Raw genomic sequence first — 16,692 nt, 5'->3', positions numbered from 1 at the left:
CATGTTCTTTTATACTTTTTCAAATTTCAGGAGTTATTTTTGATTAATTTTATCGGTACATTTCAGGTTCTATCAGGACTCTGTGGATGAGCTGAGGAATACTTTCAACAAATTGGAACTGATAATGGACGGTGAGCCTTGGATAAGATTCAAAGATGATATATTTTTTGCTCTGTGCTTGCCCTTGTGGGATAGCGACAGAGATGGAGGCATCACACAAGAAGAGGCGGATATTGCTGTCGAACTTAATTCTTCCAACTCTCCGTTTTCTTATAATGATAATATAATTGATGCTACTGATTTTAAATATCTCAATTGGACTCCATACGGTCATGGACAAATGCAGTTATTCCGAGAATGTACAAATCTTAGGCGTGTGGCTTTTCGAAATAACACACTTTTGGGATCAGGGGTATTTATGAATTGTACATCGCTTGAATATGTAGAACTCCCGGAGAATGTATCCAATCCAGATTCGTATTATGGCAATGTTTTTCAAGGTTGCACATCCTTAAAAACTGTGAATCTGCCTAAAAATAAGAGTATATATGGTGTCTCCTTCTTTCAAGAATCTGGTTTGGAAGTATTGGAATTTTCGGATGTTGTTACTACAATTAATGGTTATGTCTGTTTCAGATGTACTTCTTTACGTGAGGTACGTATAGGTAAGAATATAATCTCCATCGGTAATCAATGTTGGAATGGTTGCACCTCTATGGAAGGTTTCTATATAAAAGCTGTCACTCCACCGACACTCGTAGACCAAAACTCATTTGCTAATACCACATTTCCGATCTATGTGCCTCGTGGTAGTGGTGCAGCTTATAAAGCTGCTACCAACTGGAGTGTTTGGGCAAATAGAATTTATGAGTATGATTTCTAAATATTTTCCGGAGCATCGACCTCTTGATAGTGCTCCGGAAGTTTCAGCCAACATTTAGAAGTCATATCCATATATCCGAGATGTATACTTACTCCAGTTTGTAGCTGTCTTGTAAGCATCTACGCTGGAACGAGGTACATAGAAATTGCAGGGATTGTTATCAAATGTCCATTGCGTAATAGATGGTGGAATAACAGCTTTAATATAGCAAGATACCATGCTTGAACATGAGTTGAATGCTATATTTTTAATAGTAGTAATTCCAGTTCCGATAACCACTTCTACTAAAGACTTGCATTTAAAACATACAGAGTCACTAATTTCAATGACTGCATCGGGAAATTCCAGTTTTTCTAAGCCCGATTCTTCAAAATAATGCGATGCATATTTCTGCTTATTCAATGGCAGAGTTATATGTTTCAACGAACTGCAATTCTGGAAAGCTCCACCATCATTGCTTAAATAATCAAGTACTGTTACAGGTAGTTCTACCTGTTCAAGAGAGGTGCAATTTAGAAACATTGCACCTCTTAAATATGTTCCGTCTTTAATAGCAGCGTATCTAAGATTTGTACAATTCTTGAACACTCCACAGACACTGTTTCTTTCACTATTTTGTCCAGGTTTCCAATTGAGATATTTGAAATCAGTAGCATCTATAATATCTGTTCTTCCGCCAAAGGTTTCGTCTGAAATAGTCACAGCAGCTTCAGCTTCTGCATACGTAATTCCACCATCTTTGTCTGCATCCCATAATGGCAGACACAATTCAAAAAATAGATTATTGGAAAAGCGAATGAATGGTTCACCAATCAGTTTTAGTACTAACCTGTTAAACACTTTCCTCAGCTCATCCACAGAGTCCTGATAGAACCGTTTTTAAGCCTCACAGCTATATATAGAGGGCATTTTATTTTTATAGTAGAAAGTCAGGTGCTTATAAATGATGACTATTCTTTCTCACTAATCGACTTTATCCGAGTTGAGAATGATGCCCAATTGGTTGCTGCCTTATAAGCATCCACTGAGCCATCAGGAACATATATTAAACACGATGTACCACCAAAAACCGAAGTACTATTCAGTGTTGGCGGGGTTAGTGCATTACATACTACATATTGCAACGCCGAACATTTGTAGAACACATCCTGCTCTATTACCATTACTGTATCAGGTATAATTGCATAGATCAAGTTTGCGCAGTTACTGAACATTGATACGCTAATAGTCTGCAATTTTCCTAAGTTAGATGCACTAATGACACCACTGCTCGCAAAGACTTGTGAGGATGTCGTTTCCAGTAAGGGAATATTGACATCAATCTTCAAATTTGTACAGTTGCAAAAGCACCTATATCCGATGGCCGTCATTTGAGATAACTGGATATCTTTCAAAGATGTACAGTTGAAGAAGATTTCATTACTCTCCAAGCTCGTAATACCGGGTGGAAATGAAATTTCTTCAAGGCTGGTACATCCATAAAAAGCACTATTACCTATCGCCGTTTCATTTCCGTTCCATATAACCTGTTTTAGTGATGAGCAATTGTAGAAACACATGCGCTCAATAGATTTGATACTCTCATCGATGGTGATTCGTTCAAGTGCTGTACAATTTATATACCCCTGATAGATCGTACTTGTTACAAGACTACTTCCTGAATAACGTTTACCTGTGTGAGCCGTTTTTAACATCGGCATATTACTAAAGGCACCATTAAACATGTAGCCGGCAAGTTTTGCCAAATCGTCAAGGCTGGTTATATCGCTTTTACCCGAAAAACTATTAGAAGGAAACATTTTTATTGCCAATGCCTCATCTTCTGTTATATACCCGTCGCCATCACTATCCCACAACGGAAGACAAATGCTAAATACTACCAGATCAATGAATCTTATAGCAGCTTCACCCTCCATTATTAGGGTTAACCTGTTAAAGATTTCCCTCAATTTATCCACAGAGTCCTGATAGTACTTTGAGTGTACAGTTATCTTACCTTCCAATACCGGAATTTCATCCTTTCCGGCAATTCCTTCTGCAGATAAACCTTCGTAGGTTCCATCAGCAAGTTTTGCAAGCATGTCAAGGGCGTCGGCGGTGTAATATTCTTCCTCGAAACCTACTGCACGGATATGTTTTAGTGCATGTTCGGTACCTTGTGATTGTTGCGCCTCTATAATATTAGATAACAATTGCATAGGCTCTAATTTAGGGCAGTTTTCAATTAGGAAGTCGGTTATTTTTTCAGCACATTGACCGATTCTCAAGCCCTCTGTTGTCAGCATCGGGAAGTTCTGGAAAGTTATGTATCTGTTGTTGGCCGGATATTCGATGATTTCAAGTCCGCCACCATTCGGAAGCTTTATCTGACTTAAGTTAGTTCCGTCGGCATATATCTCACGAATGTTGATAATTGTGCTTAAATCGAGTGTACCTTGTAATGTGGTGATATTGGATAGAAGTAGCTTCTGCATACTACTACAATCTGCAAGTGTAAGTCCTGTAATAGAGATGATTACGTTATCTTCCTTACTACCGAGTATGAGTTCGTTCAATCGCTTTCCGCGTACTACCATGGTACCGGAAACATTCTTTTTATGCCAGTCTCCGATGCTTAATAACCAACTTGCTGCTTGTATGGCATTTTGCTGGTCAGCGCTACCACCAAGGTCAATGGTTATTTTACAAATATCTCCTGCTTTAGTGCGTTTTCCTTGTACAATGGATGTACCATTTGCAATGGCCGGATACATATCGAAAGCCGGGGTTATATCGTAGTCTATCAGATCACCGGCAGCACGTACGATGATTGTATCTGTGCCATTGGCGGAGAACAAGCCATAATTATACTTCGACATGATGTACATGATACGTTTCTTCACCCATGCAGTTTCTGCGGAATAGAAATCACCGTGGCTCTGTGTTATAGGGTCAGTATCGTTAGTGTAGGAACCATTATTGTATGCTATCTTTGCGAGTTCATATCGTTTGGCATCAGAATTCACCAACGTAGCGGGGAAATATTCTTTTATGCCAAGGAAATACTTCTTATAGAAAGCATAAACCTTGTCATAAGGCGTACCTGAAGACTGGCCGCACAATGCTTCCATTGCTGTGAACATTTTGCGCATTCCGGCTGTAATTTCAGCACTGAAAGCCTGCTCCAGCAGATTCCAGAAGACAGATGTCTCACCATTCCAAATAGGCTGGTCATTGTCGTAAGAGTCATGCATTTCGCAGTGATAGGGTTTCCGATCCTGTCCCTGATTGTCAATCGGGAATATAGTGTCGGCATCATCCAGTCTCCACCTCCATTTACTACCTTCCTGGCAGAAGCTATACGGATAAGTATTCTTGGCACGCTGGTCGGTTCCGGCAGTGAACTCCACAAAGTTATGATGGAATACTGCATCGTCAATATCGAATATAGCGGGTATGGTTGCATGGAATAAGCTTGTGCGGGCTGAAATGAACTTCTCATTCAACTGGTCAGTGGTGAATGTATTCAGATCTGATGGAAGATATGCAGTTAACTGTGTTCTCAGATTTATTGCACCATCACCTATGTCGGAGGGTATGAACTTTCCTTCGGTAGCTTCATAATAGTAGAGATTGTACTGGTTAGCATCACCACTTTTGGCAATCCAGTACTCATAACCTGTACTGCGGTATTCAGTTACGGCTGCATTCAGTTCATCCAGAGTACCGGTGAATGGACGGATACGGTTGTTGCATACATACACGGCGTTGTAAGCATCTATCCATTTCTGTGCAGAGAGTGGTTCCGTTTCATCGGCATTCAGTTCACCGGCATCGAAATCCCAGCAATTAGTGTTGTTATACTGAAAAGCCTCTTCCTCCGGATTATATGCCCAGTAAGGTTTATCGCTGTTCCAAGGAACGCGGAAAAGCGCACCCAACGGCGCATTGTCCGAACCTTCCACGGATAGCAAGGCCGGAAAAGTTTCTGTGTCATAGCCGAAACAAAGATCATCTCCTTTATCCGGACCGAATGTAAATTCTCCCATACAGGTATATATGTCCTGGCCTTCTTCATTGACGGATTTTGAGAAACCGATGAAAGGCTCTTGGTACACCGCGACACGTATTTCGCTATCAGTGGCCATAGCCTCGTTTCTCATGCCTATTTCCTTGTATAAATCATTGAATGCAGCCACACATCCGGCCTTGTGGTCCTGCATGGAACTCGCCCAGTTCTTCTTGGCTGTCAGGCGCCCGGACTTAGGCACACCTTCAAACATAAGGACTTTGTTCTTGTCCGTCGTTCCATCGGCATACGTGGCAATGGAGTTTATCTTGTTACCCTCTGTATCTTTCAATCCCTTCATTTTGAAGCGGATGTTCCACTCCAGATATTTCTTTGATGAAGTTCCCTGACCTTCTATTAACAGGTTGGTGAGTGTGAAGTTCCGCTCCGGCTTGTTCTTGAAGAGTACTTCCAGATCACCTGCTACACCTGAAGGGTTGTTTAGGTTAGGGAAGGGCTTGTTCACTACAAATACATTATAGAGCAGCTTTGTGGCATTGAAGTCAATGTTTACACCTTCGCCGTCCAGTACCGAATTGATATTCTTTTCCATTTGCTTCTCGCTGGTCGTCACAAGCTGGTTTATGTAATTCTTCTGGACGGCCTCGGAAGTCAATGCACTGTCATACACACGCAATCCATATAAATAGAGATTGGCATAATCATTCCCTAACGTTATCTTGCCGGTGTTGCGGAAGTAATCGTTGCTCTCGTAGGTATACTGGCGATTTTTCTTTCCGTTGATGTATATGGCAACAATGTTGAAGCCGGCATTACCATAAGTGTCAGGCATGATAACTGCTGTGAGGCGTAGGCGTACCCCATTATCGGTAGGAACATCCTGTTTAGTACTTTCGTGTTCAGATTGTGAGAACAGAGAGATATTCTCACCGGATACCTTTAATCCAACGTGGTTACCGTCCGGCTTATCTTCTGCGATGCTGATAATATTCTTTCCAGCATCCGAAGCATTCTCAATCTTGAAATCGATTTCGATTGTCTTACCTCTGCGGGCCGGTTCTGTGGCAAAGGGTTGGTAATCTATCACGGCCGAACTCCGTGCAAATATCTTCAGTGCTTTCACACCGTCATCATCGGTCACCCAGCCGTCGTTACCCCAGTTGAGGTTATTCCAGGTCACGGGGATGACTGATTTATCCACTTCATTAACGATACTCTTGTAGTTTGTCTGCGAGTTGCTACGGGTGCGTGGATTGATATAGAGTACTGCACCTGCTGTAGCCGAATATCCCAGTGAGTTATTGACAGCTACCGTAATCGGATCTATCAGAGCGTCTTCTCCACTGGTTGCCTTTATAATGACTTCAAAATTGCTGTCGTCATCCGTCTCCACCTCCATCGGATAAGTAAATGTGTTTTTGGAGTTTGCCACTATGGTGTCATTCTCAGAACTATACACTTCTGTTCCGTCCTTCGTAATGGTGAAGATGGCATCTGTAAGAGTAGCCTGTCCGTCATAAATCGCATAATCAAATACCACATTATCCTGCCAGTTGATGAGTTGTGAGGTCACATTATTCACGCACATCAGTTTCACTATTTCCCCGGATGTGGCAATACACATGATATTTACCGATACAGATTTGGTCTGAATGGTATTATCTGAGTTGGACAGATAGAAATTCACATTGTATATTCCGGTTGCTTCGGGATGAGGAAGTACATAGTTATAAGGTGTATCCATATAGATGGCTGTTCCCAGATTTTGGGTATAGCCTTGATTGTAATTATCACCGGTAACGGTGACATGAAGCACTTTGTTGATATTACCGTTGATAATCATTGGAATTGAAATATCCCCGGCAAAGGCGGTCCACCAAGCGAAGTTAGGGGCACTGATTCCCAATGAAGTGAGTTGTACAACATAGGTGATCGGGGCCGTAGTCTGGTCGGTGTTCTCTCCCTTGATACTTATTTTGATATTGTTGCTGCCGCTTGTCAGCCACTCGGTTATGTCCTGTTTGATGGATACATTAGAAGAAACTTCCATTTGCTTCACTGTGGTGAAGTCTGCAAACTTCGAGTTCTTTATCATGATTGTACACAGCCCGAGTTCTCCCGTCGGCTTGTACGGTTCATTGATATTATCCCGATACTGGGAGACGAAGGTGAAATCCAAGACACATTCTTCTCCGTATTGTGCGGCAAAGCCCAGTGAATTCAGATTATTCCTAACGTATACACTATACATGGTTCCTGCTCCGCCTGCCAGTTCTCTGACGGTTTGCTCCAATGCCGCGCCGGCAGCACCATCATAGGCAGTGCCTGCGGTGTCACCGATGACAAGCATCTTATTCTTTATACTCTGAATTGTCGCCTTGCTGGTCTCAACATCGTTGTCATTGATGCACGTGGCAAACTCATTCAGTTTAGTAACAATCTCGTTCAACTCCTCAGCTTTAAGCACATTGCCTTTGAGGAAATTCTTATTTAATTTGTCCATACAGTTTATCCTAATATATCGTTGTCCAATCTGCTCGAGTCCAATATGAATTCAAGCGTTTCAATTACTTTTCCCCCGCGGGCCGCAAGCGCATGCATTATTAAATTCGTCTCGAGCATGCTTGTATCAGCCATATCCGATTCGATACGGCTGATTCGGGCATAGGTGGCGTTGCCATCGGCATTCGTTTTACGGGTGCTCAATATGAATTTGATGTATCCCATCTTACTTGCTGTTTAGCTGATTTATTATTTCACGCTTTACGGCGGCGATAAGACGCGAGTTCTTCACGACAAGTTCAAGAGCTTTACAGTAGCGTTCCGGGATTTCTACTTCATCTTTTGAATAATAGATTTCCTTTGCAAGCTCTTCAAATCCAATATCCAGAAGAATACTTCCGTTGTACATCATTTCATTGCCGACTGTCTCGGCAGCATCAAAAATCTGTTTTCCACCTTCGAAAGAGGTCTGTGCCTCGATCTGCCTAAATTTGATTTTCATATTCTTATAAATTATAATTAAAACTATCCACAATAAAAGAAGAACCAACAGCTACCATCGGACACGAGCATCATTGCATACGTGCCGGAAAGTGAATAAGTAGCCTTGGGTTCCCACCCATCAGGAGCAACGAACGGACCATTCGTAAAAGTAACGCTACCATCTGTCTGTTTGATATAATACACCTTTCCGGGGCAAGATGAAGGAGATGGCATTTTCATTGTAATATTGTCATGGGTGGTAAAGCGCAAAAAATCATCATTCGTATTAATATTCCCAGATGATGTAACTATGCGCGTACTGACACTTAGTCCTTGGAAATAGGCATATTCACTACCAAATCTGTTCTTTAAAGCATTGTTGTCATCAATAAAAGCAATCTTACTTCCTGCAGATAATGATAGACCATTAATTGCACTCAAGGTTGCATATAATCGGCTACTAGTCCACCCGTCTGCAGTAAGGTCAATTTCACCGTAACCAAGACTAATAAGAGTTCGAACGTTGCGAACATTTCCACACAAATTCATTACTGCGCCGTATGTGTTGCTTACATATTCTACTCCAAGATTCATTAAAGTATTACCGTCGTAGTCTTTCCCTATTTGAATAGCAGCAGGGGTAATATGTGTTGAAGTGAAACTTTCGCCCAAAGAGTATTCTGCCCAGAAGTCTGTAAATGAGCCGCTAACGCCGTTCAATATGCCACTAAATGTGCCATTATTAGCAGTTATATTATTAAGCGTTAAGTTTCCCTCTGTATCCACAACGAAAGTATTATTCGCCACAATATTGCCATTAAAGCGAATCTGGTCAGCATTGACTACTGCATTACTCTGAAATCCACCTTCAGGAAGCGCAGTTACAAAAAGGTCGATATACGCCTTTTTTACATAACCCTTATTATCAGCTATCTGTGAAAACATCCCTGTTAAGCCAGCCTCTGTGATAATACCGGACATCTTCGTCATGTCTACATGCCCATCCTTGTCATACACGATTTCTTTCCCATACAGTGCCGAAAAGTCTGCTGTGGTTATTAATCCGGATGTATTGATATTCGTAATATTGCCTGCGCTATTGAAATGAATTCCTTCCACAAGTGCAGCAATGGATTTTTCTGTCACTTGGATAGCGGAAGTATTCTTATCTGCTGCATTCTGAGCTCCTTGTGCGATACCCAATGCTTTCAAGGCATCCTGAGCAGCATCGTATGCATCACTGATACCTTGTCTGGCAAGTTCTTTTGCAGCCTCTATTCCATCATTAGAATTAGTCACAGCAAGTATAATCTGATCGCTAAGGTTTTCAAGATAGGCCGTTGTAGCAGTAGACGAAGGCTCCCAATGTGAAATGCTAAAAGCTACCCCTGCTTTCTTTGCTGTCTTACAGACAAGTGAATCATTCTTATACTTAACTGTACCATCAGAATAAGTTGCATTTGCCCACATGTCACCCATATCATATTCTTGCGAATCAGTAGGCTGCTCCACAAAAACACGCCGCTTACCGTCGGCTGTATCTTGCGCTTTGGCAGCATCTTCCAGAGCCTTCAACGTCAGATGGTCGGTAATTTCATTCCAAACTCCTGATTCAAAGCGATAACCTTTCCCTGTCAAACGGTTATAAAACATGTCTTGGTCGTGCATCGTTTTTAGAGCTTCTGTTGTCCATTCTGAAGCTGGTATATTATTCAGTGTTGGAACGTAATCAAAAAACCAAAGTGTATATTCCTTGTCTGTTTGTTCCTTAACAAGGTCTACATCAGTTTTTAAGTCTTCAATGGTTTCGTCGATATCCTTTCCGGTTGCCTGATTTACGAACTTTGCCGCAATTTCACTCAGCACCGTATTGAAATCAATTTGCGGTTTCGGCATCGTGTAAGTTTTGTCAGCTCCAATTCCATTATATATCCGCACATAAGGACCTCCTGCCGTTACGCTGTCCCAGACAATTGCGCCTTGACGACTTGTATCCGTCCGGTTGCCCAACTGTACGATATTGTCTCCCACCGCAGGCACATCACTTCCTGATGCGCAATCTGTCTTGGATAAGTCGATGTAGTCATCGCCACAGCCACTCACGTAACGCCAATAAAAAGTTGTTCCGGTTTTTAAGGCAAAAGTCTCACTGATCGCCAGGTCGCCTACTGCAAAAGTATTTCTGACTGTTCTGCCCTCAGCATCTGTTGTGCTAAAATAGCATCTGTAACTTCCACCTGTATCCTCCACTTTCTTACAGATAATACCTGCGGCCGTATTGTATTGTTTTCCACCGATATAGGTTGAACGTTGGACCTGGATCTCTTCGACATTTAATTTCTTCCTGATATCCACGAAGTCAATATCCAGATGATAGTTTCCATCCGCATCCTGATAGATGCCAAAACCACTACCACCGGCAGCAAAGTTCTTCGATACCATATTCTTTAGCAAAGTGATCTCTTCAAGTGTAGCAGTACCTTTTACGTTGATACCTTCCAAAAAGGTCATCAGCTTTTGAACTGTTTCTGCTACATCCCGACGTAGATAGCGGTCATCATTATCATTTTTGCTACCAATAAGAACCAGTTTAAAATGTTTCTTACCGTCAGTTTCCGGTATGCTGTCATCTTTCTCCAACTTATAAATCGTCCCATCTTCCACCACGGAAATAATCTGCCCGGCATAAGGCACATACGCTACACTATCTGTATTACGTGCATATACAAGAGCGTGATTGTATGTATCCCATATATCTGTAGTATCAATAGGGTAATCATTCACTCTTTTGTATCGACCTGCAAAGCTGTCTCCTTTTATCTCCATAACTAATTCATTTTAAAGGTAAATTTGTCCGTCTCGGTACTTGCTGTGGTAGTGGTGAATATATACATGGTGTATTCTATTGCTGCCGACCCGTTAGCACCTTCCACGCTGATTTTTTTGGGATTGGCAGCCGAATCCAAATCCATAAAGTTGTATTGATACCTCTCTTCTAATGATACCTCCTTGATTGTTCCGGATGGTATGCAAATGACAAAGGTCCTATAATTGCTTATCGTGAATCCGTATGAACTACCGTCAAATAACCCACTTGCAGACAACGCACGTACCTGCGCTGACGTCGTAGGAATCGCACTGACCACCCCTGCAAACCATTTTCGATATACATTCACAGTGATAATATCAGTCAATGTCTTTTCGGGAAGTATGTCGCTGGAGGCATATACCACTGTCGCCTTATGTGTTTCCCGTTGGGTATAGGTACCCGACAGTGTCCGTACGGCTGTCTGAATGCCTTGGCTCTCTGTTGAGAAGACCAGCTTATTGTTTTCATTGTCATCATAGAAAGCTTTGGTCATCTCGCCCTGTCCGTTGCGGGTGGCGGTGTAGGTGATGCGTCCTTTTTTTGTGCCATATTCTACACTGTCAGAAGTTGATATACTATGGCTCAACTCTCCGCCCATGGGCTTGTACAGCATCTTGCGGAAAATGGTTTCCCAGGTTTGACCGGCAAGCAGGACGTCTTTTTTCTTGAAATAGCCGACATCGTTAGAGTTGACAACGATGTTCTTTTTCAACTTGTCCGAGACTTCGATTGAAGTGGAGGAACTGTTTCCGGAAGAAGGGTTACTGCCTGAAGACATCACATATTGCAACTGGGCCAAACTGGCATCCACCGTTCGCTTCCAGCCTTTGCCCACCATGTTGGTACATTCTATGGTGGCCATGCTCAGGTTGTCCAGCTTGCGCACAACTTTGGTGATTCGGGTATCACTGAACCCTTCGTTGAAGAACTTGTCGCTCAGCAAACGCACGTTTTGACCTAACTGTAACGGGATGTTGTTCTTGTCGATATAGGTGTAGTCCGTTTCGCCTCCATATTTAGACATGTCCTCGCTGTACTTTTCCAGATAGCTGTTGACGGCGGTTTCATACGCTGCTTCTGCTTCTTTCTCAAGCCCTGTGGGCAGACTGAAGTTCCAGGGAATATATTCATCTCCGGGGGCGGGGATAAGGTTTTTACCTGGTATCTGCTCTGTTTCCGAAGGGTAAGTGTTGATGATTTCCCACTCCATCGCCTTCGAATCGTATTTTACTTCGAACTCTCGTCCGGCAAGCTCGCCTGTCTGGAAGGTTATATGTTTGGCTAACCCGCCTATCTCAAAGTCGTTCGGGTCGAACGTCATACCGATGTCGTCGAAATAGTAGACTGTAATCTTCTTATCGTTTTCATCCGTTTTTTCCTCTTGGCGCACGGTGTGGACAGTGCCGCGATAGTGTGGATAGATATCTGCAAATGCGGCCTCTTCCACGTATTCGTAAAGCCCGTATCGGGTGTTTCTGTCCACATACTTAGCCCGGTTCGGGAGTTGCAGCCGGGAGAAACCATAGCGCTTGCGGTCGATGTTCCGGGTGCTGCCCAGCGGAAAGAGGCGGGTGAAAAACTTCACATCACTGCTGTTTTCTGATTGAGTCAGTGAGGTGAGCCCTTGCATATAGCCCAGTTCCACGCGGTCGCCACGTTCGCAACGAGTGAGGTTTATTTTGAAACCGTCCGTCCACCATTCAGCCTCGAAGGCATCTGATATCAGTGAGAGGGCGTCCCAGCAGGTTGTGTTGTTGTATTCAACGGTCTTCTTCGGGGCGTCAAGAACGTTTCCCATGCTCCATCGCTTTTCGCCGTACACACGGTTCATGTTGTCTATCCATCTCTGAAGGTGCATCGCGGGACTGTCGTCGAGGTAGAATTGTAATTCATATTGTCCGTCCGTCAGATTGAGGAACATCACCCGCTCCGCATCGTGTTCGGGGCCGTAGAGCTTAACCGTGTAGTTGTATTCTTGTGTAGACACCTGCTTGGGCTTGTACTCCTTGTTGATGCTGAACTTTACGCCTTTCAGCATCACGTAGTCGTTCACGTCCAGCGCTACGAAGAAGGGATGGGTGAAGGTGGCGGACACTGTGTTCTCCGCCATCAGCTCGGTGTTCCAAGTTGATGAGTCGGCGGTGTTCACGGTCAGTTTCAGCTTTCCGTTCTGGTTGTATATTTTCAGTTCCATACTCGTTTATTTGCTGTTTAAAGGTCAATAGCCTGATAAGGGTTTGGTTCTCTGAACTTCAGTTTCATCTTGCCGTACACTTTGTCTTCTACTGTAAGCGGGGAGGACATGTCGTGCGAGGTGGCACTCTTGAAATACATGCGGTATTGGGTACCCAGTTCGGGTAGGGCAAACACCAGCCATCCGCTTTTCAGGAAGTTGATGAAGGCGATGTAGTGGGTGTACCACTCTGCCGGGGTGTCTGCCAAGATGCCGAATTGTAAGGTTACGTCGCGTGCCTCGTAGTGAGGGGCGGGTAGGGAGTCGGGCAGGTTTTCGCCGTTCTGCTCGCGGAATGTCACTGCGGTGTAGGCTTTCATGGTGGGCACTTGCAGGAGGGCGTTGTAGTTATCGTGTCCTCCTGACTTGTCTTCGGCCAGAAAGGCGCGATATTCCTTATAGATGTCTTTACCATTGATGGTAAGTAATGATTCAAGTATTTCCATAATTATCCTTTTATTTTCATTCCGTCTCTTTCCAATCTGTTCACTATCTCGGCTATGTCTTTCAGGCAGCGGCAGTAGCCGGTATTTTCGGCAATGCTGCCCAGCAGGCCGATGGCTTCGTAAGAGTAGCGCGAGAGGTCGGCCATCTTCTCGTCCATGCTTATCACGTGGGTCTGGATGGAGAGGCCGATGCCTTCCAGTTTGCCGGCTGTTTCTTCGGTGACGGTGGTCACGGCACCGGTGTGTCCCGACTGTGATGAGCCTCCGGTATTATTTTCCGACTCCCAGCTGAAGGTTTCGGCCAGTCGGTCACGTTCGGCCAGCATGGCGTCGCTTATCTTCTGTTGCTCTTCACGCAGTTTTCTCACTTCTTCTTCGGTGAGGGTGCCGTCTTCGCCATACTTTGCCCAGTTATCGTAGAGGGATTTTATCTGCGAACTGTATTTAGTGGCAAGGACGGATTGCAAGATGGACTTGCGCAGATACTTTTCGAAGTTGTTGGCAAAGTCTTCGCTGCTGCTGTCCATGTTGTCCAGCAGGCTGAGGTAGCTGTCCTGGAAGCTGTCGAGCGAGACGCCCGTTAACTGTTCCTTGACCGAGGCGATGATTTCTTTTTCCGTGTCGCCGTATTGGATGATATTGTCCAGGTAGCCACGGAAGTCACCGTCCATTGCCGACCAGAGGCCGCTGTAGTTGGTCTTGATCCATTCCAGTTGTTTGCTGCTCATGTTAAGCATGTCTTCCATCTGGGTGAACTTCACGCCGCCCAATGACTGGGAAATGTCGCCTGCCACGTCGCGCCAGTTCTGACCCTCCCATTTATAGGAGCCTTTCCACATGCGATACCATAGGGAGTGGCTGCCTCCGCTGCTACCCGAACTCAGGCGGGATTTGGCCAGTTGCTTGGTGACTTCTTTCTCCGAATTTAGCAGTTGCAGTGCTTCGGATCCGGCTTGGGTAGCTTCAGCACCGTAAGACTCTTTGATGTAAGCTTTCTTCTTGTCGAGAAGCTGATCCCACACATCCATCAGGACATCGTACTTCTGCACCATGGCGTTGTAGCCGGAGTAGTCGGCGCCGAATGCACCCACCAGTCCGGAGGCAAGTCCCAGTGCGCCGCCGATAGCTGCTCCCCACGGGCCGCCTATGGAAGCTCCGGTAGATGCCATGGAGAGGGTGGAGTTGGCAACGCCGCTCACTTTCTGCATAGTTTCTCCGGCGGAACCGCCCATTTTGCTGATGGCGCCGCCCACTTCGCTGACGATGGCGGATGCGCCCTTGAAGCTTTCGAGGATGTTTTGGGTGGCGGCAAACTGCTTTTCAGTGTCGCTACCGGCATCTTTCAGGGCCTTGAAACCGTTGATGAGTCCCATGAAGGGGTTTTGCTTGTTCAGGGCGGCGCTCTGTTTCGTCATTGCAGCTATGATGCCTTTCGCATCTTCGGGCTTCAGTGACTTGGCGTAATCTTTGATGCTGTCGGGAAGTTGGATGTTCTTCTTGCCATCTACGTCTTCGAGATATTCCAGCAGTAGCCGAGCTTGGTCGATGGTTTGCTGTATGTAGCCGCTGGTGTGGGTACCGGCTTCTTCAAAGAGGCGTGTCCAGAGGTCCGACTTCTGGAGCATGCCTTTGTCCAGTGCATCTACGGCTTCATTTTCTTTTTTCTGCAAGGTGTCTTTTTCACCTTGGGTCTTGGCATCGGCTATGCGTTGCTGATAATCTGTTGTGATGGCAAGGCGTTTTTGTTCGTACGAGCCATATTCTTTGAGGTAATTGTTCTTTGCCTGTAGCTCTTCCTGCTGGCGGCGCTTCTCCATGTCGTCAAGTGCCTTCTGGTAGTTTGCGGCGGCGATGTTGCTTTGTTGTACCGCCTCGTTGTCCACATTGGATACTTGTTCGGGAGTGATATTTACGCCGTCCTTCTGTGCTTCTTCCAGTTTGGCTTGCCGTTCCTGACGTTGCTGCTCTATGCGGTCCATTTCTTTGTCGAAGGCTTCCCGGGCTAATGTTTCTTCGGTTTCATCACCTTCTTTCATAGCTGCCAAGAGCTTGTCTTGAATTTCTTTCCGGACTTTGAGGTCGTCGTCCGCTATCTTTTGCCGCCATTCGGCTTGCCGCTTCTGGCGTTCTTCTTCCTGCTTCTGTTTCGCTTCGGCGGATGCGTTGCTGTTTTCACTACTTCCGGTATTACTTTTCTTAGGGGAGAAATCGTCTATTCCGCTTTCTTTGCTGAGTTTTACCGACTCGTTATAGGCAGCTTCCGCCTGTTCCTTATAGGCGTCGCGTTTGGCTTTCGCAGCTTTCAGTGCTTCTTCTTTCTTCTCTTTGCCATTATTGCCAATCCATTTGGTATCGAAGTTATCTTCGGGTGTGAGTTCTATTTCGTTCACTTTGGCATCGGCATCCACTGCCTTGCTTACGAGACTTTGCGCTTTTGCCTGTAGATACAGCATCTGGATGTAGGCTTCGCCTTTCTGTGAGAGCACCTGATACCACTGTGCCAGGGTATCGTATTGCCCGAAGGTTTCGCCGTACTTATCGTTCAGTTCGTCAATCTTGGCTTTCTCCTGCTCCTTGGTTCCGTCAAAGTCTTTCAGGGAGTCTGTCAGCCTGTCCAGTTCCACGCGGGTTTGTAGCTTTATGGCGTTTGCCTGCCGTTCGGTTTCAGCTTGTTCGCGAGCTTTTTCGGCTGCTTTTTCCTGGTTGTCGATGTACTTGTCCCAGGCGGCAATGGCGGCTGTGATGCCAACCGATATCCCCAGTGTGAGGGTTCCCGTCAGTGCTTTGGCGGCCACGGTGGATATGTTGAGTGTTCGGGCCAGATAGGTGTTGGTGGCGGCAAGTGCTTTCTTGGCATTATCTACGATGACAAGGTTGAAGTAACTGTTCTTGGTCACGGTGTCGGCCACTTGCTGGGCTGCCGAGGTCATTTCGACGGCCGTTTTCAGTTTGGCTTGCACGTGAGTCAGATTGTCCGATTTGAGTCCCAGAAGGGAGGCGGCGCTATTGGTAGCCTTGATGGTAGCCGATAATCCGCTGAGAGCTTCTTCAGTGGCTTTGATATGCCTGCTACTGTCTGCCAACTTTTCCATTGATTTTCTGGCTTCATCAAGCGCTATTTTCTCTGTGAGATCATTGCGCTGTATTTGAGTTAAATTTACAGGGGCCATTAGTATTTTGAGATATGGGTTTGGAAAAATGCCACCGGATCTGTTGCTTCGGGGACCTTCTTCTGGTTTTTAATCATTTTCATCATATTGCGCCGTT

9 protein-coding genes are annotated in these 16,692 nt (G+C 44.9%); 1 reads left to right on the top strand and 8 read right to left on the bottom strand.

The window, feature by feature from the left end:
- Positions 1–82 precede the first annotated feature (82 nt).
- Positions 83–883 (top strand): leucine-rich repeat domain-containing protein, encoded by an 801-nt coding sequence (locus tag DW036_RS13610; RefSeq protein ID WP_147401489.1) that lies wholly within the window; start codon positions 83–85, stop codon positions 881–883.
- A gap of 54 nt (positions 884–937) precedes the next feature.
- Here DW036_RS13610 and DW036_RS13605 read toward each other — a convergent pair whose 3' ends face one another.
- From DW036_RS13605 to DW036_RS13570, 8 genes are all read right to left on the bottom strand, one after another.
- Positions 938–1,723, bottom strand: coding sequence for a leucine-rich repeat domain-containing protein (locus DW036_RS13605; protein ID WP_158585965.1), 786 nt, complete (start codon positions 1,721–1,723; stop codon positions 938–940).
- Positions 1,724–1,833: 110 nt separating this feature from the next.
- Positions 1,834–7,395: a leucine-rich repeat domain-containing protein gene (locus DW036_RS13600; protein WP_233560429.1), complete on the bottom strand. Its 5,562-nt coding sequence runs from the start codon at positions 7,393–7,395 to the stop codon at positions 1,834–1,836.
- 5 nt (positions 7,396–7,400) lie between these two features.
- A complete protein-coding gene (locus DW036_RS13595; protein WP_118421848.1) occupies positions 7,401–7,619 on the bottom strand; it encodes a hypothetical protein in 219 nt (72 codons plus the stop codon).
- Between the two features lies 1 nt (position 7,620).
- Positions 7,621–7,896, bottom strand: a complete 276-nt coding sequence (locus tag DW036_RS13590; protein ID WP_118464838.1) for a hypothetical protein — start codon at positions 7,894–7,896, stop codon at positions 7,621–7,623.
- A 23-nt stretch (positions 7,897–7,919) separates the two neighbouring features.
- Positions 7,920–10,703 (bottom strand): hypothetical protein, encoded by a 2,784-nt coding sequence (locus DW036_RS13585; RefSeq protein WP_187374610.1) that lies wholly within the window; start codon positions 10,701–10,703, stop codon positions 7,920–7,922.
- A gap of 2 nt (positions 10,704–10,705) precedes the next feature.
- Positions 10,706–12,940, bottom strand: coding sequence for a hypothetical protein (locus DW036_RS13580; protein ID WP_118464837.1), 2,235 nt, complete (start codon positions 12,938–12,940; stop codon positions 10,706–10,708).
- Between the two features lie 17 nt (positions 12,941–12,957).
- On the bottom strand, positions 12,958–13,425 hold the full coding sequence (locus DW036_RS13575; protein ID WP_118464836.1) for a hypothetical protein: 468 nt from the start codon (positions 13,423–13,425) through the stop codon (positions 12,958–12,960).
- Between the two features lie 2 nt (positions 13,426–13,427).
- Entirely contained in the window at positions 13,428–16,595 is a 3,168-nt protein-coding gene (locus tag DW036_RS13570) for a hypothetical protein (RefSeq protein WP_147401487.1), read from the bottom strand.
- Positions 16,596–16,692 lie beyond the last annotated feature (97 nt).

This window comes from Bacteroides sp. AF39-11AC (assembly GCF_003474285.1).
Lineage (GTDB): Bacteria > Bacteroidota > Bacteroidia > Bacteroidales > Bacteroidaceae > Bacteroides.
Note: the sequence above shows the minus strand (reverse complement) of the source record. Positions and strands in the feature narration are given on the sequence as shown.

What these genes read in the sequence shown, in the direction of transcription:
- DW036_RS13600 (WP_233560429.1), bottom strand. Translation starts at nt 7,395, where the DNA reads ATGGACAAATTAAATAAGAATTTCCTCAAAGGCAATGTGCTTAAAGCT.
- DW036_RS13595 (WP_118421848.1), bottom strand. Translation starts at nt 7,619, where the DNA reads ATGGGATACATCAAATTCATATTGAGCACCCGTAAAACGAATGCCGAT.
- DW036_RS13590 (WP_118464838.1), bottom strand. Translation starts at nt 7,896, where the DNA reads ATGAAAATCAAATTTAGGCAGATCGAGGCACAGACCTCTTTCGAAGGT.
- DW036_RS13585 (WP_187374610.1), bottom strand. Translation starts at nt 10,703, where the DNA reads ATGGAGATAAAAGGAGACAGCTTTGCAGGTCGATACAAAAGAGTGAAT.
- DW036_RS13580 (WP_118464837.1), bottom strand. Translation starts at nt 12,940, where the DNA reads ATGGAACTGAAAATATACAACCAGAACGGAAAGCTGAAACTGACCGTG.
- DW036_RS13575 (WP_118464836.1), bottom strand. Translation starts at nt 13,425, where the DNA reads ATGGAAATACTTGAATCATTACTTACCATCAATGGTAAAGACATCTAT.
- DW036_RS13570 (WP_147401487.1), bottom strand. Translation starts at nt 16,595, where the DNA reads ATGGCCCCTGTAAATTTAACTCAAATACAGCGCAATGATCTCACAGAG.